General features: G+C 44.3%; 21 protein-coding genes. 13 read left to right on the top strand and 8 right to left on the bottom strand.

Annotated features, from left to right (window positions below):
- From R7R78_RS06090 to R7R78_RS06065, 6 genes are all read left to right on the top strand, one after another.
- A complete protein-coding gene (locus R7R78_RS06090) occupies positions 1-1,350 on the top strand; it encodes an HlyD family type I secretion periplasmic adaptor subunit (protein ID WP_033906830.1) in 1,350 nt (449 codons plus the stop codon).
- Positions 1,351-1,353: 3 nt separating this feature from the next.
- Positions 1,354-3,585 (top strand): response regulator, encoded by a 2,232-nt coding sequence (locus tag R7R78_RS06085; protein WP_213897608.1) that lies wholly within the window; start codon positions 1,354-1,356, stop codon positions 3,583-3,585.
- Positions 3,560-4,984 carry a TolC family protein gene (locus tag R7R78_RS06080; RefSeq protein WP_062730940.1) on the top strand — a complete coding sequence of 475 codons (1,425 nt, stop codon included), beginning with the start codon at positions 3,560-3,562 and terminating at the stop codon, positions 4,982-4,984. Before R7R78_RS06085 ends, R7R78_RS06080 begins: the two co-directional genes overlap by 26 nt.
- On the top strand, positions 4,974-6,560 hold the full coding sequence (locus R7R78_RS06075; protein WP_213876058.1) for an ABC transporter transmembrane domain-containing protein: 1,587 nt from the start codon (positions 4,974-4,976) through the stop codon (positions 6,558-6,560). The genes R7R78_RS06080 and R7R78_RS06075 overlap by 11 nt, the downstream gene beginning before the upstream one ends.
- Positions 6,557-8,695 carry an ATP-binding cassette domain-containing protein gene (locus tag R7R78_RS06070; RefSeq protein ID WP_053350479.1) on the top strand — a complete coding sequence of 713 codons (2,139 nt, stop codon included), beginning with the start codon at positions 6,557-6,559 and terminating at the stop codon, positions 8,693-8,695. The genes R7R78_RS06075 and R7R78_RS06070 overlap by 4 nt, the downstream gene beginning before the upstream one ends.
- A 105-nt stretch (positions 8,696-8,800) precedes the next feature.
- Positions 8,801-9,175, top strand: coding sequence for a hypothetical protein (locus R7R78_RS06065; protein ID WP_005375619.1), 375 nt, complete (start codon positions 8,801-8,803; stop codon positions 9,173-9,175).
- Between the two features lie 26 nt (positions 9,176-9,201).
- Here R7R78_RS06065 and R7R78_RS06060 read toward each other — a convergent pair whose 3' ends face one another.
- The 3 genes from R7R78_RS06060 to R7R78_RS06050 all read right to left on the bottom strand — a co-directional run bounded on the left by R7R78_RS06060 (position 9,202) and on the right by R7R78_RS06050 (position 12,394).
- On the bottom strand, positions 9,202-10,092 hold the full coding sequence (locus R7R78_RS06060) for an RNA polymerase sigma factor RpoD/SigA (protein ID WP_017635872.1): 891 nt from the start codon (positions 10,090-10,092) through the stop codon (positions 9,202-9,204).
- Positions 10,093-10,425: 333 nt separating this feature from the next.
- Complete coding sequence (locus tag R7R78_RS06055; RefSeq protein WP_225473275.1) at positions 10,426-11,868, bottom strand: diguanylate cyclase domain-containing protein; 1,443 nt, start codon at positions 11,866-11,868, stop codon at positions 10,426-10,428.
- A 238-nt stretch (positions 11,869-12,106) separates the two neighbouring features.
- Entirely contained in the window at positions 12,107-12,394 is a 288-nt protein-coding gene (locus tag R7R78_RS06050) for an alternative ribosome-rescue factor A (protein WP_031781276.1), read from the bottom strand.
- 365 nt (positions 12,395-12,759) lie between these two features.
- Here R7R78_RS06050 and R7R78_RS06045 point away from each other — a divergent pair, with 365 nt between their 5' ends.
- From R7R78_RS06045 to R7R78_RS06030, 4 genes are all read left to right on the top strand, one after another.
- A complete protein-coding gene (locus tag R7R78_RS06045; RefSeq protein ID WP_005375625.1) occupies positions 12,760-12,969 on the top strand; it encodes a cold-shock protein in 210 nt (69 codons plus the stop codon).
- Positions 12,970-13,058: 89 nt separating this feature from the next.
- Positions 13,059-13,604, top strand: a complete 546-nt coding sequence (locus R7R78_RS06040; RefSeq protein WP_005375627.1) for a YaeQ family protein — start codon at positions 13,059-13,061, stop codon at positions 13,602-13,604.
- Positions 13,591-14,133 carry a hypothetical protein gene (locus R7R78_RS06035; protein WP_005375629.1) on the top strand — a complete coding sequence of 181 codons (543 nt, stop codon included), beginning with the start codon at positions 13,591-13,593 and terminating at the stop codon, positions 14,131-14,133. The genes R7R78_RS06040 and R7R78_RS06035 overlap by 14 nt, the downstream gene beginning before the upstream one ends.
- A 111-nt stretch (positions 14,134-14,244) precedes the next feature.
- Complete coding sequence (locus R7R78_RS06030; protein WP_005375631.1) at positions 14,245-14,604, top strand: glutaredoxin family protein; 360 nt, start codon at positions 14,245-14,247, stop codon at positions 14,602-14,604.
- 191 nt (positions 14,605-14,795) lie between these two features.
- Here the strand turns inward: R7R78_RS06030 and R7R78_RS06025 are convergent, their stop codons facing one another.
- The gene (locus tag R7R78_RS06025) at positions 14,796-15,422 is read right to left on the bottom strand and encodes an OmpA family protein (RefSeq protein ID WP_213903491.1); all 627 of its coding nucleotides are present in this window, start codon (positions 15,420-15,422) and stop codon (positions 14,796-14,798) included.
- A 282-nt stretch (positions 15,423-15,704) separates the two neighbouring features.
- Here R7R78_RS06025 and R7R78_RS06020 point away from each other — a divergent pair, with 282 nt between their 5' ends.
- Together R7R78_RS06020 and R7R78_RS06015 are read left to right on the top strand one after the other, a co-directional pair.
- Positions 15,705-16,337: a thiol:disulfide interchange protein DsbA/DsbL gene (locus tag R7R78_RS06020; RefSeq protein WP_213903490.1), complete on the top strand. Its 633-nt coding sequence runs from the start codon at positions 15,705-15,707 to the stop codon at positions 16,335-16,337.
- Positions 16,338-16,350: 13 nt separating this feature from the next.
- Positions 16,351-16,824 carry an FKBP-type peptidyl-prolyl cis-trans isomerase gene (locus R7R78_RS06015; protein ID WP_005375638.1) on the top strand — a complete coding sequence of 158 codons (474 nt, stop codon included), beginning with the start codon at positions 16,351-16,353 and terminating at the stop codon, positions 16,822-16,824.
- 82 nt (positions 16,825-16,906) lie between these two features.
- On the opposite strand, the gene cyoE is transcribed toward R7R78_RS06015, so the two are convergent.
- From cyoE to R7R78_RS05995, 4 genes are read right to left on the bottom strand one after another with little or no spacing between them, the layout of a single operon-like run.
- Entirely contained in the window at positions 16,907-17,806 is a 900-nt protein-coding gene (gene cyoE, locus R7R78_RS06010) for a heme o synthase (protein WP_005375639.1), read from the bottom strand.
- A complete protein-coding gene (locus R7R78_RS06005; protein WP_017635865.1) occupies positions 17,799-18,818 on the bottom strand; it encodes a COX15/CtaA family protein in 1,020 nt (339 codons plus the stop codon). Before R7R78_RS06005 ends, cyoE begins: the two co-directional genes overlap by 8 nt.
- An 11-nt stretch (positions 18,819-18,829) precedes the next feature.
- On the bottom strand, positions 18,830-19,366 hold the full coding sequence (locus R7R78_RS06000; RefSeq protein ID WP_025768462.1) for a hypothetical protein: 537 nt from the start codon (positions 19,364-19,366) through the stop codon (positions 18,830-18,832).
- Entirely contained in the window at positions 19,356-20,147 is a 792-nt protein-coding gene (locus R7R78_RS05995; RefSeq protein WP_195723057.1) for an SURF1 family protein, read from the bottom strand. The genes R7R78_RS06000 and R7R78_RS05995 overlap by 11 nt, the downstream gene beginning before the upstream one ends.
- Between R7R78_RS05995 and R7R78_RS05990 the strand changes: the two genes are divergently transcribed.
- Positions 20,146-20,382 (top strand): DUF2909 domain-containing protein, encoded by a 237-nt coding sequence (locus R7R78_RS05990; RefSeq protein ID WP_206225727.1) that lies wholly within the window; start codon positions 20,146-20,148, stop codon positions 20,380-20,382. The two genes, R7R78_RS05995 and R7R78_RS05990, sit on opposite strands and share 2 nt — an antisense overlap.
- Positions 20,383-20,384 lie beyond the last annotated feature (2 nt).

Genomic DNA, 20,384 nt, shown 5'->3' with positions numbered 1-20,384 from the left:
ATGAGTAATAAGCAAATAGAACATCACCTCAAAAAGGCGCTCGTTTCGAACAACGAAGCTTCGAAGGTAACAGCAGACGATACAATCGTGCTAGCCAGTGCAATGACCAGCGTACACAAAACCTTGCTGGTTATCTTTTTGCTTTCCATGGTGGCTATCGCCGTGGCATCTCAGGCTCGTATCGACATTGTGGTGTCGGTGCGCGGTGAGCTATTGCTCGAATCTGACATCGAAAAAGTGCAACACCTTGAAGGCGGTATTCTAGAAGAAATGCTAGTGCGCAAAGGCGAAGTGGTTTATGAAGGTCAGCCTATTGCACGCCTTCGCTCTCTGGATAGAAACACTCAACTTGATACGGTAAACACAGAGATCATTCAGCTTGAGCTAGACAAGATTCGTTACGAAAGCCTGCGCGATATGGTGGAACCCGATTTTTCTGCCTACATCGAAAAGTACCCAGAATTAGTGCAAGTCAACATGAATACCTGGCAGCAAGAGTTTTCTAAAAACCGTTCCAATGAAGAGTTGATCACTCACGATATCCAACATAAGAATTCGCTTATTGATTCAATGCTCAAGCGCCGTAAAAGCTCCGAGAACCAGCTCTCCTTGATACGCAAGCAGCTCAATATTAAGAACACCTTGTACAAAGAGGAAATGGCGTCTTACGTCGATGTTCTGAATATGCAGGTTCAAGAGTCAAACATGGTGCGTGAGATAGAAAACCTTGATGAGTCGGTCATGAATGAGCGCTTCCAACTCGACAAACTAGAGAAGCAGTACCGAGACTTGGTGGAGAATCGTAATGCCGAGTATCAAGCACAAATCATTCAAGCAAACAAGGACTTAAAGTTGAAACGTATATTACGTCCTCAACACTCAGATAAAGTGGATCGCCTCGTGGTTTACGCCCCTATTGACGGTGTAGTAGATAAAGTGCACTTCAACTTCCGCTCCGCTGTGATACCGCCAGGTGAAAGCATCGCGGACATTGCACCGATCAATAACGCCCTTCATGGAGAGGCGAAGATCCCGCGTAAAGACATGGGTTTTGTAGAAATCGGACAAGCGGTCAAAGTGAAGATGGATACCTACAACTTTGCCAAATACGGATTTTTGGAAGGTCGAATTGCATCGATCAGCCGTTCTTCTTATGAAGAAGAAGACGCTGAATTCTACCTCGCGGAAATCCAAATCAGTCAAAACTATCTAGAGCGCGGAGGCACACAATACAAGCTGTCCCCTTATATGGAGTTTACCGCAGACGTGAAAACAGGTTCACGCCGGGTTATCGAATACGCAGCGAAGCCGGTTATGTCGGCTATCGAAGACGCATTCGATGAGAGGTGATGGATGAGTAGCAAACCTTCTTACAATATTTCCGTTCCTGTTATGCGCCTAAGCATTGCTTTCAGCTTGATGCTGGCTGCCCTCGCCTTTTATTTGTATATCTCTTGGGACAAAGTGGATTCAGTCGAGAAAGTGCAAAACGCGCCTCTGTTGGTTCAAGCTCAACAGCTCAACCAAACTATCGAGTTTGATATTCAAACGCTTCAACGCTGTTTAAGCGCACGTTATTGCAGTACAACAGAGCTTGATTTTGAGGTTCTGAAAGACGAAATTGACCAATTTAAGTCGCTCGCGTCACTCAACAAAACCGAGTTTAGCTTGGTGGGCGCGACCGAATACACGCAGCTTGAACTGGCAATCAATCGGTTCTCAGACAGCCAAAAAACACGCGACGATGTGTTGGCACTGTACCTCTCGCTCACCAATAACTACCTACAAATGGACGACAACTACCGGACCATATTTAACAACCATGCGAGCGACCTAATGATGGAGAAAAACGAGTTCTTCATTTGGTTGTTTGTGGTCGTTGTCGTACTGGTTGGTATCGCAGTGCTATCGAACTTGGTGGCAATCCTTAAACTGAAAAAATCCAGCTCGAATGAGCGAGACATTGACCAAGAATTCGATGAGCTTTATCAAGAACTCAAACTACTGGATTTACAAAGGTTGGAAGAGTTGCTGAATGAAGTGAGCATCAATCCTAAGCAGCGTCAGATCTACTCACACCTAAAACTGATTTTCAGCAAACTCGAAGAGCAAAAACGCAATAACGATCTATACAAGCAGCTCTATGCTCTGATTGGTTACGAGATTCGTGGCATCACCAACACCATTAACGGCGGCGTGCAATATCTCGTTCAAGAGACCGATGAGAGCGGCGTGTTGATGGCGCAAGATATAACCTCGGCTGCCAATACCCTGTCTGAATTGGCAGAGAACTACAACCGACTCATTTCACAAGGGACCGAGAGCAAATCGAAAGAGTTTTCACTGCTGAATGTACTGTCTGAATTGATGATTCACATCAGTTCCAAAGTGCAGCGAAATGAAGGTGAGCTAGACTGCTTTATCTCAGATAACTTACCAAACCGTGTTGAAGGACAATCCACCAGCTTATTCTGGGTGTTGTTCCTACAGCTATCAAATGCCATCCAACTCAAAGCCGACAAGAAACTGTTTGTCACCATTGAATCAGGTGCGGCGTCAGACATTGAAAATACCCGCCTGACCATCAATCTAAACTTCTTAACCACGCTGGATGTGCCACTTGCCAAGCTCAATACCCTACACTGGAGCGACCATAAACAGCACACTGCAACCAAAGACGATTTGGCGAAAAGCGTGTTGAAAGATTATGGCTATTACGAGAGCCATTGGTATCAATCGGGCAATCAGGAACGTTTTCAAATTCAGCTCGATTTGAAAGCCAAAAGCTTCCACACCGAGAAAACTCGCTTCGACAATAAGCGTTTGTTGCTGTGTGCCAACTCTCAGCTGCGCATTGATGTGATGAACAAAATGCTGGTCAACTTAGGATTAGAGATCACACCAATTCGAACGCCGAACGAGCTCTTCTCTGCTGCAAAAACCTTTGGCGAATACGACGCCATCATGCTGACTGACACGTTCGAGCCAAACAAGCTGCCCTCACTGAGCAAAACAGTGAAATCGCAACTGCGCAATCACCCGAACACCAAGTTGCTGCTCTCGGTCACTAGCACTCAGCAAGCGCAAGAGAGCCATACCTTTGTCGACAAGATTCTGAACTCCCCAGCGATTCCGTATGAGTTTATCCCCAATCTTTTAGCAATCATGGAAGCGGAAGCCTCAGAAGATCAGATGGAGAACAGCTCATTCCTGATTGTGGAAGATGACCGTGTTCAACAGATTCTACTCAAACGTATTTTGAGCAAGCAAGAATACGAAGCCGACACCGTTGGCGATGGCGCAGACGCTGTTCAGCACTTCATGAATCAGCGCTCGGACATCATTTTTATGGACTGCATCATGCCTGGCATGGGCGGTATTGAAGCAACCAAACGCATTCGACAATACGAACAAGAGAGCGGACAAAACCCTTGCACCATCATAGGCGCGACAGCATTGACCAGCAGTAATGAACACCAAGCTTGTATCGAAGCTGGAATGGATTACGTGATCAGCAAACCTTATAAAAACGACGAAATCATCAAGGTGATCAACAAGTATGTGGCGGTACAGAAACTTAACTAGCTGCGTATTGGCAGCGCTTACATTGAGCAATGCTCCTTCGGCAATGGCGACCACCTTGCTTGAGGCGGTCAAACTCGGCTTGGAAAACAATTTATCTCTGCGCGCTAGTGACAAAGGCGTGGAAGAAAACGAATACAACATCGACATTAGCCGTTCTAAGTTCCTGCCTTCTTTAAACGGTGCCGCTGATACAACATGGAATGAAAACGAGACCATATTAACGGGAACACCAGATAAACGTTCAAGCTACAACTCAAATAGCTACAGCGTGTCTTTATCGCAATCGGTGTTTAACCTTGGCGACATCTTCAAATACGGCACCGCGAAGCTGGATTTCAACATTGAGGAAATCAAACACGAGAACAAAATCCAGAGCACCATTTCTGAAATCGCGACGCAATATTTCGAATACCTCAAAAACAACGCGCAAATCAAAGCCACCCAAGTAGAACTTAAATCGTCTGAAACACGTGAGCGCCAAATGCGTCGCAACGTGGAACTTGGCAACACTGCGGCGAGCGAGTTGTATGAGGTAATTGCCCAGAAAGAAGGCATTGCCAATCGCTTAAGAACCTTAGAGAAAGACCGGCGCGTAATTTTGAACGGTTTAGAGATTCAAGTTCAATACCCAGTCACCCCATCACAAGACATCTACGAAAGTGTTCCCTTGGAGGAAATCAGCGAATCCGAACAACGTGAGATTCTTGAACAAGCTTTGAAGCTCAATAACGACTTATTGGTTGCGAAGAAAACCGTCGAGCGCAGCCGAAGAGGCTTGAAAGAAAGCGGTTCAAACTTTGTGCCGACCGTATCGCTCTCTGCCAGTTACCGTTACGACGATGCGAACAACTATGACCGAACCGACCCAACCGCAACAGGGGACAGTAACTCGACCAGCGTCGGGTTGAACTTGAATGTGCCAATTTTCTCCGGCGGTTCGGATTACTACGGTTATCAAAAATCGTCGACTGCCATCGAGCGAACCGAGCTGCTGTACCAAGATTCATTGTTCGCGACGCGCAATAGCGTTAACACCTCAGTACTCAACATTAACGACTTCTCCCGCGCCATCAGCAGTTACGAGAACATCATCCGTGCCAACTACGCTTCCTACAAAGGCATTCAACGCGCCTATCAGCTTGGTACGCGAACCATTACCGACTTACTGGCAGCGGAAAGTAAACTGTTCAGCGCACTACGTGATTACGAGAGCGCGCGCTATGACTACATCATTGAATCGATCAATCTTGAGCAAATCAAAGGCATGCTATCGGTTCAATCTATAGAAAGCATCATGCAGTTGATGAGCGATATCGAAGGCAGAAGCAATCAAGACTTAGTTCCAAAACACCTTCTCTCTAAACCATCGATTAAGAAAGGAGGTCGCAATGCAAACTGAGCACTTTTCCCAGAAGATTAACTTTGCTGACAAGTGTTATCTGACTTTCTCAACGGTCATCTCAACACTGTTTGGTTTAGTGCTGCCCTTTTCGATTCTTATTATCTTTGACCGTGTTTTACCTAACCAAGCCAAAGACACGCTGTTTCTTCTGTTTGCCATTATCTTGGTCACCATCTTCCTCGACTATCACTTAAAGAATCAGGAAGAGAAGATTTCGTCGGTGATCATGAAGCAATTCGAAACCAACTTAACCAACAAGGTGTTTCAATCAATCTGTTTGGCTGAGATATCGAAGTTTCGTCGTCTAGAACCCGGTGAATACCTAGAGCGTATTGCGACCATTCCAGAGATTAAATCCTTCTTTGGCGGAGAATCTGTACGGGCATTGATCAACCTTGCCGTCAGTATACTGACCATTCTGATTATCGGTCTGATCAACATCTGGGCAGGGGTGACCATCTTGCTCGCCTCCATCATTTTGGCGGTGTTCGCACTCAGTCTTTCCAAGCAAAAAATCAACAGTCTAGAAAACAAATCCGACATCGAAGGCTTAACCACGTCGAAAATCATCGAGATCATCTCTAGCCCACTCGATATCAAAGCGCGCAATATGGAATATCGCGTTGAGAGCCTCATGACACAAATGGTGGAAGAGCGTGAAGTCGAGAACATCAAATACGAGCAAATCGAATCGAACTTCAGCCTTATCTTGTCGCTCATACAACAGCTCTCCATCGCTTGTGTGGTGGTGGTTTTGGCAACGGCAGTTATCAACATGCAATCTAGCCAAGGCATCATGGCTGCTATCATCATGCTTACCAACCGCTACTTCGCGCCATACCAGCAAGTAATGCGCACGGTGAGCCGCTGGGAGTTGAACAAGCTTCATATTCAACGTATCGCCGAGTTGCTTGAGCTTGCGGCATCTGTAGAACAACAAAATGACACGACAGAAGTCGAGCGCATCTCGGTGAAGTATTCGGAAAAACAACGCATCGAGTTTGAACGCGGTCAGGCTTACTTGCTGACGGGGAAAAGCGGCACAGGCAAAACCCACCTCGCCAATTGCATTACGCGGCAAAACACCGACAGCAAGCTCGATATTCAAATCAACGAGACACCACTTGATGACGTCAATTACAACGTCTGGCGAAATAGCGTGCTCATGGTCGACAAAACCAGTTCATTCGTCGAAGGCACCATCATCGACAACCTGACTTGTTTTCGCCCGAGCTTAAATAACACCGCATTTGCACTTTGCGAAACCATGAACATCAAAGCACAAATCGATGCCCTTCCCGCTGGTTTTTACACCGAACTTAAAGGACATTTACGCAATCCATTCTCGCGCCAAGTCGCTTATGCCTTGTTGTTAGTGCGTGCCTTACTCGCGAACAAACGTGTGTTGATCTTCGACGACATCGACTGTGTTTATGATGACGACTTTGCTCGATTGGTTTTGACCAGCACCGCCTATCGCGCCAACGACAAAATCCTCATCATCGTCAGCAACAAGATGGACAAGCTCAATCATCGCCTCAAACGCGTCAAACTTACCGGAGGTGACCAATGAGTATTTTGGTTGATTTTAATAATGTCCCTCAGCGCTTGTTGGACTTTGAGGCTCGCAGTTATGACGAGCGATACAATGAGTCACCTTTGATTCGTGGTTTAGCTTACACCCTCATAGCGCTTGAATGGGAAGGCACACCTTCTATCCTCAGCGACGCTTTTATCCCTAAACCAAAAGACAGCGACAGTTTTATCGCTACGATTGAACGCCTTGGTTACCGTTGTGACGTCACCAAACTAAAAACGTTGGAGCACATCGAGGGGCATCCTCATCCTTGTTTTATCGAGATAGAAAACCTCACTGCGATTTTCTTGGGCACTAAAGACGGCAAACTGATCCTGTTTGATTACACAAATAACAACACCATTGAATACCCGCTCTGCAAGAAGCCGTGCTTGTTGGTCTCGATCAGCGAATACTCCCGCTTATTCCGAGAACCGCCACCTGAATCTCAAGACCGCAGTAACTGGATTAAATACGCGTTTTATCGCTACAACAATGAACTCAAAAGCCTGATTATTCTCAGCTTCGTGGTCAGCATTCTCGGCGCACTCCAGCCCTTTTTTATTATGAGTGTGTACAACTTCGCCTTAACCTCTAGCTCGCAAGCCACGCTTTATTGGCTCACGTTATTTGCTGTGATTGTTGGGTTCTCGGAATACTTTTTCAAGAAAATGCGGGTCAACATCATCGCCACATCAGGAAAGGATTTGGCGGTGCATATTTCTCAAAACGTAATATCCAAACTGTTGTGGCTTCCTTATTCGATGACATCTACCGCTGGTGTCTCTTCTCAGTTAGCACGATTGAAGGACATCGACACTTTCCGCCGTTTGGTAACCGCAGAGTCAACATTAAGCTACTTCGACATGCCGTTTGTTATCGTATTCATTATTGCCATTGCTCTTATGTCTGGTACCGCAGCGCTAGTCGTTATGGCGGGGTTGATTCTAATGTTGGTGTTCTGTGTTTATTCTCGTTACATCTACTCGCAAGCCACGTCCAAGAGCTCTCGCGCCAACGCCATGGTTTCTTACCAATGGAATGAGATTCTTCGTGGTATAAAAACCATCCAAGGCTTGCCATTATTGCGTGTTATCCAGTCCCGCTTTAGCGCATCGCATTTACAAAGCACCAACGATGCAGAACATGTTTCAGTGACTAATAGCAGGGTTCAGGCAGCAGGCGGGAGTTTGATTCAGGTTATTGGTACCGCAAGTATCGTCGCGGCCGTTATCGGCGTGATGGACGGCACCTCCGATGCAGGTGCAATGCTTGCTACCGTAATTTTAGTCTGGAAGGCGTTGGGGCCTATTATGGGCATCTACAACTCTATTTCTAAGTTCCAATCCATTAAGGCGTCTTCTGCGCAAATCAATAACCTTATGGCGATGAATGACGATAAGCTAACGTTAGAGAAAAGCCCCCCTATTCGCCTATTTCAAGGTAGTATCGTCGGCTCTGGTGTGAGCCATCGTTATAGTGGTGCGGCAACAGGCTTAACTAATCTTGGTTTTAAAATTCCACCGGGCGCAAAAGTTGTGATTTGTGGACCAACAGGTTGCGGTAAAACGACGCTCATTTCTATTATCGCTGGGCTAGAGGAACGCTATCAAGGCTCAGTTTCGGTGGACGGTTATAACATCAAACAGTTCAACAGTTACCGCTATCGAACCTCGATTAACTACATCCCGTTTAACCTGCATATTTTTGAAGGCTCCTTGGAGACTAACTTCATCTTGCATAATGGATTAATCCCAACAGAAAAAATGCGTGAAATGGTGAGTTTCTTTGAGCTCGATACATGGTTGCCACAAGGCCTGGACACTCAATTGAGCGTTGATATCTGTAAAAGTTTACCAAATGGTATTCAACAAAGACTACGGCTCGCATTAGGGCTAGGCAACTGCGAACAATCTTTGATTATCATTGACGAGCCATTTAATGGTGCAGAGCAAGAAAACTCGCACTACTTCAAGCGGTTATTCAGCGATAAACTACTCAATAAGACCGTTATTTTCTCAACGAATGATCCGGGCATGATCTCTACATCCAATATGAGCTTAGTCTTGGAGCCAGATGGCAACCTGAAGTATTTCGGGTTAACCGATAAGTACTTAAAAAGTCTAAGTTAAGTTCGGAATGTGGTGTGGTTCATCATTCATACTTGAGCACGGTCATTGACAAAAATGTAAACGATGAGACTATTTACTCTGTAAGCGCGTACACTAAGGAATCCGATGTATACATTTGTTGCAGACAAATTGGATGTGGTTTATTTATCAACAATACCAGAAAACTACCAGTTACAAGACTTCGACGTGCCTGAAGAAGAACTCGAAATTCGTGAAATTGTAGAGGTATGGTATGAGTGTGCGTTTCTTCCTGACTTTAACCTTCAACACATCGACATCGAAAACAAAACTGCTTTGGTCGAGACACAAGCGCAAGTCGTAAACAACTACACAAGTACGCTCGCTTTTTTACTCAAAAGTCGTACTTATCGCGCAGCACTTAACCGATTATTGAGTGTATGGAGATTGGAGGCAGCAGCTAAAGCACAGCTTGAGCTGCTGTTACTTACGGAAGAACAGAGTAGCAAGCCAGTAAATTAATCAGCTAGGATAAGGGGCTAAAAATCTTAAACCCAACCATCGAATCGGAGACGTTTCTGCACGCGTTCAACCGCCTCTATCTGCATCTGACGAACACGCTCGTTAGACACGTTTAACAACAGGCCTATTTCCGACAAGGTTTTCACTCTCTGGTCAAATAATCCGAATCGATGGATCAAGACTTTCTGCAACTTAGTTGGCAAAGTTTTAATAATATTTTCAATGGCTTGAGTAAAGCACTGGTTTTCACAGTCTTGTTGTGGATCTGGCGTGTACTCACTTTCACACAGTTCAAGAACAAATGGAACACGATGTAGGTCCGCAGTGGTCGATACATCAATAAAACCACTTAGAGCAACAAGTTCATCTATACGTTCTGCTTTCACCCCTGAGCAGCGTGAGAGTTCAGAAATAGACAACTCCTTGCTCTCACTTTTTGACGCATCTAGCTTTTTTAAAGCCAGGCTATTTATCTCTTTGCACACATGAGCAGGTAAACGTACCGTGCGGCCATTGTTCATTAATGCCGCTTCTATATTCTCGCGAATCCACCATACCGCATAAGTAGAAAAACGGTAGCCTGGCTCAGGATCGAACTTATCGACCGCTTTTATCAAACCAATGTTACCTTCTTCTATTAAATCGAGCAGAGTAAAGTTATTGCCTGGCCGTTTGAGGTAGCCTTTTGCGATTTTCACAACAAGTCGAAGATTAGACTCAATCAACATTTCGCGCGCTTCTTCATCACCAGCTCGATTAAGTTTGGCGTAATGCAACTCCTCTTCACGAGACAACAAATCAATGCCCACAATATCTTTGAGATAGTGAGCATAAGGGTCTTTCCCAACTGACAACGATTCTTTCATTGACAGTTCATCCGTGACAGCTCGGAACCTAGCAAAGCATTCGTTGTTCATTCCCCGTCCTTCTCAAGCCAACTTATTTCTTATCTTCTTTAATTGTTTTTGTACAACACTGTATGCATCATGCTTTATATGCATTACTTTACACTGAGTGTAGACAGGGGTTCTGATCTTTACCAAGAAATCGCTTATCACTTTGAAACAATTACTGCTTCTATGATAAAAACGTGAGCAGGTGGGGGGTTATATATATGAAAGTGCAAGTATTTGTACGCAAATTGGCCTCAAAGAAAACAACGCAACGTGATCGTCAACGCTTACCACCTTACTCTGACTAAAACTTTGAGGCTTGAGGATGGTTTGAAGTATCAGTTGAATTAGCGAGATCTAATTCACTTGACGAAGCGCAGGTTGAAGCTGACAGTCTGTTATAACTTGGAAAACTGCACGATTCTTTCCTTCAGACTTACCTTGATACATCAACTCGTCAGCATCTTGCAAGCTCACGATGTGGGTAAACTCAGGATAGTAAGCACAGCCCAAACTGATACTCAAATGAATTGCTTGTCCGCCCAGTATAACAGGCTGATCGTAAACTGCTTTACAGAGCATATTGGCAAAATTGAGTGCTTCTCGCTCTGACAGAGAAGACGTAACGAGTGCGAACTCTTCTCCTCCAATTCTCGCCAATGTCATTCGGTCATCAGTCATCGACTTAGCGGCTTCTGCGATGGCAACTATTGCTCGGTCTCCAGCAAGGTGGCCATATCGATCATTGATTGATTTAAAATCATCAATATCAAACACCATCACCGTTAAGTTTCGCTTCAAATGATTCAGTAGCGCCAATTGCTCAATCAGGTGTCTACGGTTGTATAGCTTTGTGAGAGAATCCGTCAACGTCATCTCCAGCAATTGCTGATTGGCAATCGTTAATTGCCTTGTCCGAAGAGCAACCATACGTTTGAGGGCAAAAATATGATAAAGCGTTGCGACCGCCATAATGAAAATAGCAATAGGGAAAAGATAAAGTGGATAAACCGTTTTCACCACACTCCAACGGGTGAGGATCCGCTCACGATCCGTATCGATGACTTTTTCAAACGCTCTTGATACCTCTAAAATGGAAGTTGCACTGTGCATTCCTGCTGCAATCCGAAGATCTTTACTATATAAGCTAATTGTCGGGACAAACATACCCGCTCCCGGCGTGGTTGCCATATAAAAGTTAGCAACTTGCAGGTCTGCAACGAAGTACAGCACCTTTTTATCGACGGCGGCTTGTATCATCGAATCATTGTTAATGTATTCTGCGATAGGTGCATTCGGGTAATTCGTCTGAACAAACTCAGACTCGTAACTTCCTTTAACAACGCCAATTGGCAGCGTCATTTCGCCAGTTAAAACACTCCTGATATCAACCGAAAGTACATCTTTATTTACGTACAATTTGGTTTGGATAGGCATTATGACTGCGCCAAAGTCCATATACTTCGCTCTTTCGGGCGAGTAGACAAGTCCTCCGTGAAAGTCAGCCTTACCCTCTTTTACGGCTTGCAAAGAAGCATCCCAATCCAAAAGGAGAAACTGAACGTCGATTTGGTTGTTCGCCGCGTACTCTTTCCAAAAGTCGATTAAAATACCTTTAGGTTCACCATCTGGGCTAAGGTAAGAGAGCGGCTTCCACGCTTTGGAGTTAGCAACAATTAAAGAATGAGACTCTGATTTGTGCGCATGCGCCATCGGACAAATGGACAGCCACACTAGTAATAAAGAAGCACACGCTTTTTTACATTTGCAACCATAAGTACCATAACTCGTCGATGACATACCTACTTCTCACCAGTCTTTTTAAACCATAATCTCGGCTGTTTGATTAGACTAAAGATATAGTAGAGTTGCATAAGACAGGAAGTGACGCTTATTGATATGAATCTAACTTAGTAAGTTTTAGTACTTAATTGGTACTTTCAACGCTTGGTTCGCTGAAGCACTTGGTTCGCTGAAGCAGTTGAAGCAGTTGAAGCAGTTGAAGCAGTTGAAGCAGTACATGATAAATTAGGAAAACTTATCTGGTACTAAAAAATTGAATATCATCAGTTTTGCAAACACCTAGTACCAATAAAAAAGCCCTATTCAAAATCCACCTTGGGGAGAACTTTGAATAGGGCTCTTTGCCTTTATGCTTCATTTTACGGCTGAAGCTACCTTTACCTTTTTTCGCTTTAACGACTCGTGTTTGGAACAGCTGACTGGTAACAACCGCTTTTAACGCGTTGTCTTTGATTTCACCTCTGCCGAAGTCGGTCTCATGTTGTGAGCCACTCGGTTGAGGACTGATTTTACGCTTTGCCATAAATCCTCCTTAATGGTCGAACCAGATTGGACAATAATTATATAAATAAGTCAAATTTATAGATTTAGTTGAATTTTATGCTAAAAAACTTCACATCACCGTCATTTATTTGAAATTTAATCAAAAACATGCTGGTTAAATAGTGACTAAATACAAATATTTGTCCAAAAAGCACTAATATATGTTGACTCTTCGTGGAATTAACCTAGACTCAAACACGGCTAGAAAGAAAGTTCTTTGTTTTCACATTTCGTTGGATTACTTGTAACCCGTCGTCCTGTGGTACGCAATAGCAATTTATTTTTCCACGCTATAAGCGCCGTTGAGGCGAAAGATTACATTATTTAGATATTTAGGAAATAGACATGTCTAACACAGCTACTGGCACAGTTAAGTGGTTCAACGAAACTAAAGGCTTCGGTTTCATTCAACAAGAAAACGGTCCTGACGTATTTGCTCACTTCTCTGCAATCACTGGTGACGGCTTCCGTACTCTAGTTGAAGGCCAGAAAGTAGAATTTGTTATCTCTCAAGGTCAAAAAGGCCCTCAAGCAGAGCAAATCAAAGTACTTTAATTCTTAAAGAATTTGATACGATAGCCAGCTTTTAAAGCTGGCTATTTTTTTGCCTAAAACTTATTTTGCCAACAAAACGATATAAATCTATGGCTCTTAAACCAACCATTTACAAATTTCGTATCGCCATTTCCGATATGAATAATGACTATTACGATTCTAAAAATCTAACTATCGCCCTTCACCCTTCTGAAAAGCCGCAACGAATGTTGGCTCGCATTCTAGCTTACTGTTTAAATGCTCAAAGCAATCTGGAGTTTACAAAAGGACTCTCTACGATTGAAGAGCCTGATTTATGGCATGTTGGCGATGATCAAAGCATTACTCACTGGATTGAAATTGGCGAACCAGAACCAGACAGAATTAAGAAAGCTTCTCGCCTAGCAAAGCATGTAAAAGTTTACACTTATAACACCAAAGCGGCTGTCTGGTGGGATAAAATGTCAGGAAAGTTCTCAATGCTTCCCGTCAACGTAGAGAGCTTTGACTATGACGCTATCGACTTGATTTGTCAGCACCTTGACCGAGGTACTAGCCTTTCTGTTATGATTACTGGCAGCTCAATTTTTGTTGATATCAATGATCAGCATATCGAAGTAACGGTGAAGGAACTAAAAAACCATGACGTCTCTTAGTGAACTGAGTCAAGAGATGGGATTTGAAGAAATCCCCTTTGTTAAAGAACATAAAGCAGCAAAGCGACGTTGGTTAAAAGAACAGTCACAACTATTTACAAAAGTTTGTGAGAACAAACCCACAACAGCACCTACTCTTCACCTGCTTGGCCTTTTGACCAAATCACATATTGAAGCAAGTGCTAACTACGAGCAACATGCTCACTCTACCCAGCGTATGCAGCAAGTTCTGACTGACTCCTTGGGTAATGAGCACGCGGATAAGTTTACTAACCAATCTGCTGAAGACCTAATCTTAGTCACCCACCTTTGGTTATACACGCAAGGCTATTTAAATATGGATTTCAGCTTGGCGCACGATCATGCTGAGCAGACTCAAAATACATTGCAGCACGAGCTTGTCATAAAACGCATGGACGTTGATGCATTCAGAACCGAACTCATGCAAAGTTTTTATCAAGGTAAGGAAGCCCGTCCGGCTTCAGCAAGTGGCTTTTGGGGTTGGTTTAAACGTCTATTTTCCGCATAAAATACATGGTTTTATCCATTTCAAACAACTGATAGACTTCACGCTCAGTGCAACAAGCATCATGATTGCATTCTTAAAGGACAGTTACCCAATGAACATCAAGGGATCATTATGAAGTTTATCCGTTGGATTTTAGGCAAGGTTATCTTATTGCTGAACGCGGTGTTCTCACCTCGTGGTATTAAGCGCACCGCAGAAGAACAGCAACGTATTGATGAAAAAGCGAAACAATACGCACTTTACCAATTTGAAGCCTGCCCTTTTTGCGTAAAGGTCCGCCGTGCAATGAAGCGTCAATCGGTGAACATTGAGCTACGTGATGCAAAAAATAACCCGACTCATCGAGCTGAACTAGAGCAAGGTGGTGGGCGAGTTAAAGTCCCTTGCCTTCGTATCGAAAAAGATGGCGAAACACAGTGGTTATACGAGTCATCGGACATCGTCGCTTACGTTGAAAAAGAATTTGCCTAAGTTCCCCCTATGAACATTGGCGGATGTAAAAGAGGCACCTAACGGTGCCTCTTTTCTATTTTTTCTAGCTAGATGTTGCCGTGCGAGCTTTCCTTATTCAGTCTTCTTGCTCAACTCCGAACTTAAACTCCACTAAGCAAATAACGAGTATGCGAGAACAACACAACGAAGATTACCGCCCAACGTCTGCGTTATTCATCCACGATCAATGTTAGCTCTACGCGCCGATTGCAAGCTTTACCACTTGCTGTCGCATTGCTGCACTTCGGTACATACTCTCCGAAGCCTCTAGAAAACACTCGTTGACGTGGAATACTCGTCGCCAATAGTTGTTTTTCTACTTCACGAGCTCGCTTTTCAGATAGCGTGTCGTTGAAGCTTTCAGCTCCCGTACTATCCGCATGACCATCAATCACGACATCAACATCAGTTCTTCCAGCCAGATAGTGACCAATGTTTCGAATCCAATCTTGAGATTGAGCAGATAACCGTGCAGAGCCCGTTTGAAAATGCACTTGCTCTTTCAAACGTATCATCAGGTGACCACCACTGAGCGTCTCGTGAGGAATGTTATGCCTGCTCAGGAACATTTCCAGAGAGGTCACGTTTTGCGACTTTTTTACTGACGCCCTCGCCGTTTGATATGGACGAGGGGAAGAAGCCACATTGGATGCGCTCGGGTATCCCCATTCTGGGTGTCTCAGCTCTGTGTTTGATTTAGGAGCTGTATCTAAAATGTTCCCACCAGGGACCATATCTTGATCGAGGCTGCTGCACCCGGCCAGAATGCCACAAACAATTAAAAACCAATGCTTCATACCATTACCAACGTAGAAAAACTCTTGTTCATTGTGTCGACAAAACACGCCGAATCTTTAGCGCTTTTGTCCACCGATTGGTTTGTCTATGCAGCGTTCATGCCACTGGAGTCAATGCAAAATCATCTCTCAAATAAAAAGCAACACTAAAATACCCTACCCTTACAGCCCATACGTCAGGCAAAGTCTGTTACCAATGGTCTCACTTTATTGTTATTTAATGGTTTTAGTCACTATCGTTAACCGATAAACTAACGCAAATTTCTCATTTAGAGCACTACTATGTTAAAAACCATATCGAAAGGCTTTGCTGTTGTTGTTGCCGTAATGGCTTTGTCGGCATGCGATAGCGGCAAGAGTCAGCCTCAGCAAGGCAAACAATACGAAGTTTTGCCAGTATCCCTTGAAGAATATGATTTAGCTCCCCTGACTGAAGCATTCTCTTTAACTTGTGGCCACTGCCGCTCAATGGAAGAGTTTGTCCCTCAAATTGAATCATTGACCGATCAAAGCGTTGAAAAAATGCATGTAACGTTCAATGAAAGTGCACAAGTGAGCGCCATCATCTTCTATACTGCCGTAATGCAGCTTGAATCAACACCAGATAAAGCGTTTATGGCGGCTCTTTTTACTGCTGTGCAAATGGGTGCCGATGCAACGGCTGAGGAACGCCAAATCGCCGTAGAGAAAGCCTTTGAGTCTCGCAACCTTATCAGCCCTTACCATTTAGATGAAGCACAGCAAAAAACGCTGTTTGAGTACATCACTAAGGCAGAAGCGATCACGACTCGCGGCCAAATTAACTCCGTTCCAGCCTTTATCGTAAACGGAAAATATCAAGTGATTACTGGTGGTCATGACAGCGTTGAAGCCATGGCAGAAACCATCAACTTTTTGCTAAAACAACCTAAATAGACAAGGAGATTACGTGTCTAAATTTTTGTTTCCTCTTATTATTTTTATTTTGGCGGGCTTTTTCATTTACCGTACTTGGACAAACCATAAAGTAGCAGATGAAAACTTTGCCAAAGGCCAAGCATTCTTACTAGAAAATGCGAAAAAAGAAGGCGTTATCACAACAGAAAGTGGCCTTCAATACATGGTTCTTGAAAAAGGCGAAGGTGAGGTTCACCCAACGGCAACAAGTAAAGTAAAAGTACACTACCACGGCACCTTGATTGATGGCACGGTATTCGATAGCTCTGTTAATCGTGGTGAGCCTATTTCATTTGGTCTTAACCAAGTCATTAAAGGCTGGCAAGAAGGTCTACAATACATGGTAGAAGGTGAGAAAATCCGCCTTTTCGTACCAAGCACGCTTGGCTATGGTAAGAGTGGCTCTGGCCCAATTCCACCAGCAAGTGTTTTGATCTTTGATGTTGAACTACTAGAAATTCAATAAATCTAGAAAGCTTTGTCTTAAAGCCAAAGTATCAAAACCAAAAACGCCGCGAACTACGCGGCGTTTTCTGTTTTAAGAAAGGTTAAAAACCAATATAGTGATCCGAAAGCAATGCAATGAACAACGCCAAAAGATGATAGATAGAGAATTTAAACGTCTCCATCGCGGTATTTGGCTCTGGTGCATATTTTAGCTTCCATGCATGGTACATAAAGCCAACATTGAGTAGTAGCGAGGCAAAAAGATACACCACGCCGACCATACCAACCAAAACCGGTAGGACACAAACCAAAGTCAATAGCACCGTATACAACAGAATAGAAGTTTTGGTGTACTCAATGCCGTGTGTCACTGGCAGCATGGGAATATCTACCTTGCGGTAATCCTCGACACGATGAATAGCCAGAGCCCAAAAATGTGGTGGCGTCCAGATAAAAATGATCATCACGAGCAGCCAAGCATTCGCATGTAATTGCCCTGTTACAGCAGTCCAACCGAGAAGAGGCGGCATCGCACCGGCAATCCCTGCAATGACGATATTTTGGGGCGTAGCACGTTTGAGGTACATTGTGTATACCATCGCATAGCCGAGCAAACTCATCAAAGTCAACCATGCCGTCAGCGGGTTGACCATCGCATATAGAAGTACAAACCCTAAGACACCTAAAACTGTAGCGAAGGCTATCACCGATGATGGTTTAGTCTCACCCGATGGCAATGGTCGTTTGTGTGTGCGTGCCATTCTCGCATCAATTCGGCGGTCAATTAGATGATTAAACGCTGCCGCAGACCCTGCCATCAGACCAATCCCCGTTAGGCCAACTACCGCCTGCAACCAGGGGAAATCATCAACCGGGGCTAAGCTCATCCCTACTACTGCCGTCACCAACATTAACGCCACCACTTTAGGTTTCGTTAACTTCAAATAAACGGAACTTAGTCGCTTTCGCCCATTTAACGACAGCGCGATTTCTTTACTCATAGCGAACTCCTTTCGCGGTGTAATTCCAAGCCGTTTTACCCTGCCACAAGTAAAACTGGCTAACACAAACGAGACTCAACATAACAGCGGCACCAAGGTTGTGCGCCACCGCGACATAGATAGGAAGTTGAAATACTACGTTGCTTACACCCAGCATAATTTGGCACACCAGAGTGAATAACAACCACCCTCCGATTCTCTGTGAATGATGAGAATCTTGCCTCATAAGCCCAATACTATAAGCCAATACCACGGTGGCGGTAACAATAGCGCCTATACGATGAGTGACGTGTATAGTCATTCTTGCCGGATACTCCAAGACACCAAATTCATAATTCTCGAATCCAGTTTGCCAGAAAGAAAACGCTTCTTTCCATGAGAGATGGCTCATCCAGTCTCCCTCACAAATCGGCAGTGTGGTACACATCAGCGCAGCATAATTTGACGAAGTCCATCCTCCAAGGAGCACTTGCACCAAAACAACCAGGAAAACCAACAATGAAAAGCCTCTCAGAGAGCTAGAAGATGGAGAGAAATAGAGATTGTTTTGCGCTTTTAATTGGCAGTAAAAAATCGCCTGTAACGCCAATAAAACAAAACCACCGAGCAAGTGAAGCATCACGATGACGGGCATTAATTTAAGAGTAACTGTCCACATTCCCAAAAGTGCCTGCCCAATCACCAATACGCTTAGCAACATTGGAATGGTTGAATTTACACGCTCAGACCTTACTGATATCGCTGCCATCGCAAAAATGACTAAACCTAACGTTCCTGCAAAATAGCGATGAATCATCTCAAGCCATGCTTTCTCATGCTCTACTGCCCGCTCGGGGAAGTTCAGGTTAGCACGTATGACGTCTTCTTCTTGATGCGGCACAGAAAAGTGCCCATAACAACCAGGCCAGTCCGGGCAACCTAACCCTGCATCTGAAAGGCGAGTATATGCCCCTAACATGATCACCACGAGAGTTAGCAGCAAACTGAATCTAACCAACTGAATTAATTTCATATGCACTTCCTCTAACCGACTCGTGACAGTTTTAAGAGCTTGCGTAAGTCCGCCAACATACCTTTATTCAATAGGACTAAGTCCTCATTTGGTTTCGGCGAGTAAGACATCACCAGTTGCCCAAGAGGATCAACGATCAACATTTGCCCAGGTTTCACTTTTGCGGTAACCAATTCATTCATTTGCATCGCTAACATCGATACTTCTATGGGATCTGAATGCTCAGTCTGCCAAACGACTGGCACTACTCGCTCTTGATACTTACCTAAAGCAACATGGCTTTGCTGAAGCAGGTAAAGCTGCTGTTTACACTCTTCAGTGCATTCGTTAGGCAATACATAAGCGAGTTGCCAACCATGGTCTTTGAGAGGTGACTCTTGACCAAGTTGCTCTAACGTCGTGTATGGTTCGACTAACTCGCCTCTATTGGTCACTCCGCTTTGATACCACCCTTGTGTGAGAATGACTTTTGCAATGACAGCGGGAAGCGCGAACGTACAAACCAGCGCAATCAACATTAGTCGTCCTTTGGTTACTTTAGATGTCATGCTTCACCTCCATGTGACGCAACTTTTTTTGCCAACGAACAAAAACAATTAAAGTCAGTAATAAGAAAACACCTGCCATCGAAAACCATTGAATCGAATAGCCAAAATGTTTGGCACTATTGAGAGGCAATGGATTCCAAGGAAAGTCATAGGGCCAACGAGTTAAATTGTCTGGCTGCAAGACTGCGGGCATAAGTTCAATATTCAGTAGCTGATTCAATTGCGCGATGTTTAGGTTTTGCACGCGAATAACATCGCCAACTTCCGGCATTAACTCTGAACTCAGTGGATTAGTAGATTTTCGGTACAGGCGTCCTGTGATGAAAGTCGAATTATCGAGTTTGGTGACCGTTGGTAACACTGAGCGTTCTGCTCTTCCCTCGACAAAACCAAGCTCCAATAACGCATAGGCACTAGGCTCATCGATCGTCAATACAATCTGAAATGCTAAATATCCCACACTGCCTTGATGCGTTTGGTTGTCTAACAAAATTACGGGAAACGCCTGAGGAACAACATTAACTTCCACTTTTTTCCCGAGGATACTTTCCTCTCGCCAGTCGTTGTCTTCAAGAACGACGCTTAGTGCTTGGTACGCACTATCCGCACGCGCGAGAATGGCTTGTTCCAATGCTTGTTTTTCTTGCCCTCTCTCAAACTGCCAAAAACCCAGTTTGACCAAAAGAGAAAACACAACCACAGTTAAACCAACTGCAACCCAAAACCGTTTCGATAGCCATAATTGTCTTGATAACAACAATGATGAAACCGGAGGTGCCATGTCCACCGTATTTCTATTCAAACTGACGCTTGTCCTTTTGCTGCTTTTCATTATCTTCAACCTCGCAAAAGCGCTTATCGAAATGGTTCGTGAAGACCCAGATACTCCTGAAAAAAGAGACAAACCCATGAGTCATTACTTAGGCCGTCGAGTCATGTTCTCCGCTTTAGTGGTCGTCCTTTTGCTTATTGCGCTCAGCTCGGGTTGGCTAGCACCAAACCCTCGCCCTTATTAGTC

It is taken from the genome of Vibrio sp. 2134-1 (assembly GCF_033339495.1).
Note: the sequence above shows the minus strand (reverse complement) of the source record. Positions and strands in the feature narration are given on the sequence as shown.

Bases quoted from the DNA above. Each gene is read 5' to 3' on its own strand.
- R7R78_RS06090 (WP_033906830.1), top strand. From the start codon at position 1: ATGAGTAATAAGCAAATAGAACATCACCTCAAAAAGGCGCTCGTTTCG.
- R7R78_RS06085 (WP_213897608.1), top strand. From the start codon at position 1,354: ATGAGTAGCAAACCTTCTTACAATATTTCCGTTCCTGTTATGCGCCTA.
- R7R78_RS06080 (WP_062730940.1), top strand. From the start codon at position 3,560: ATGTGGCGGTACAGAAACTTAACTAGCTGCGTATTGGCAGCGCTTACA.
- R7R78_RS06075 (WP_213876058.1), top strand. From the start codon at position 4,974: ATGCAAACTGAGCACTTTTCCCAGAAGATTAACTTTGCTGACAAGTGT.
- R7R78_RS06070 (WP_053350479.1), top strand. From the start codon at position 6,557: ATGAGTATTTTGGTTGATTTTAATAATGTCCCTCAGCGCTTGTTGGAC.
- R7R78_RS06065 (WP_005375619.1), top strand. From the start codon at position 8,801: ATGTATACATTTGTTGCAGACAAATTGGATGTGGTTTATTTATCAACA.
- R7R78_RS06060 (WP_017635872.1), bottom strand. From the start codon at position 10,092: ATGAACAACGAATGCTTTGCTAGGTTCCGAGCTGTCACGGATGAACTG.
- R7R78_RS06055 (WP_225473275.1), bottom strand. From the start codon at position 11,868: ATGTCATCGACGAGTTATGGTACTTATGGTTGCAAATGTAAAAAAGCG.
- R7R78_RS06050 (WP_031781276.1), bottom strand. From the start codon at position 12,394: ATGGCAAAGCGTAAAATCAGTCCTCAACCGAGTGGCTCACAACATGAG.
- R7R78_RS06045 (WP_005375625.1), top strand. From the start codon at position 12,760: ATGTCTAACACAGCTACTGGCACAGTTAAGTGGTTCAACGAAACTAAA.
- R7R78_RS06040 (WP_005375627.1), top strand. From the start codon at position 13,059: ATGGCTCTTAAACCAACCATTTACAAATTTCGTATCGCCATTTCCGAT.
- R7R78_RS06035 (WP_005375629.1), top strand. From the start codon at position 13,591: ATGACGTCTCTTAGTGAACTGAGTCAAGAGATGGGATTTGAAGAAATC.
- R7R78_RS06030 (WP_005375631.1), top strand. From the start codon at position 14,245: ATGAAGTTTATCCGTTGGATTTTAGGCAAGGTTATCTTATTGCTGAAC.
- R7R78_RS06025 (WP_213903491.1), bottom strand. From the start codon at position 15,422: ATGAAGCATTGGTTTTTAATTGTTTGTGGCATTCTGGCCGGGTGCAGC.
- R7R78_RS06020 (WP_213903490.1), top strand. From the start codon at position 15,705: ATGTTAAAAACCATATCGAAAGGCTTTGCTGTTGTTGTTGCCGTAATG.
- cyoE (WP_005375639.1), bottom strand. From the start codon at position 17,806: ATGAGTAAAGAAATCGCGCTGTCGTTAAATGGGCGAAAGCGACTAAGT.
- R7R78_RS06005 (WP_017635865.1), bottom strand. From the start codon at position 18,818: ATGAAATTAATTCAGTTGGTTAGATTCAGTTTGCTGCTAACTCTCGTG.
- R7R78_RS06000 (WP_025768462.1), bottom strand. From the start codon at position 19,366: ATGACATCTAAAGTAACCAAAGGACGACTAATGTTGATTGCGCTGGTT.
- R7R78_RS05990 (WP_206225727.1), top strand. From the start codon at position 20,146: ATGTCCACCGTATTTCTATTCAAACTGACGCTTGTCCTTTTGCTGCTT.
- R7R78_RS05995 (WP_195723057.1), bottom strand. From the start codon at position 20,147: ATGGCACCTCCGGTTTCATCATTGTTGTTATCAAGACAATTATGGCTA.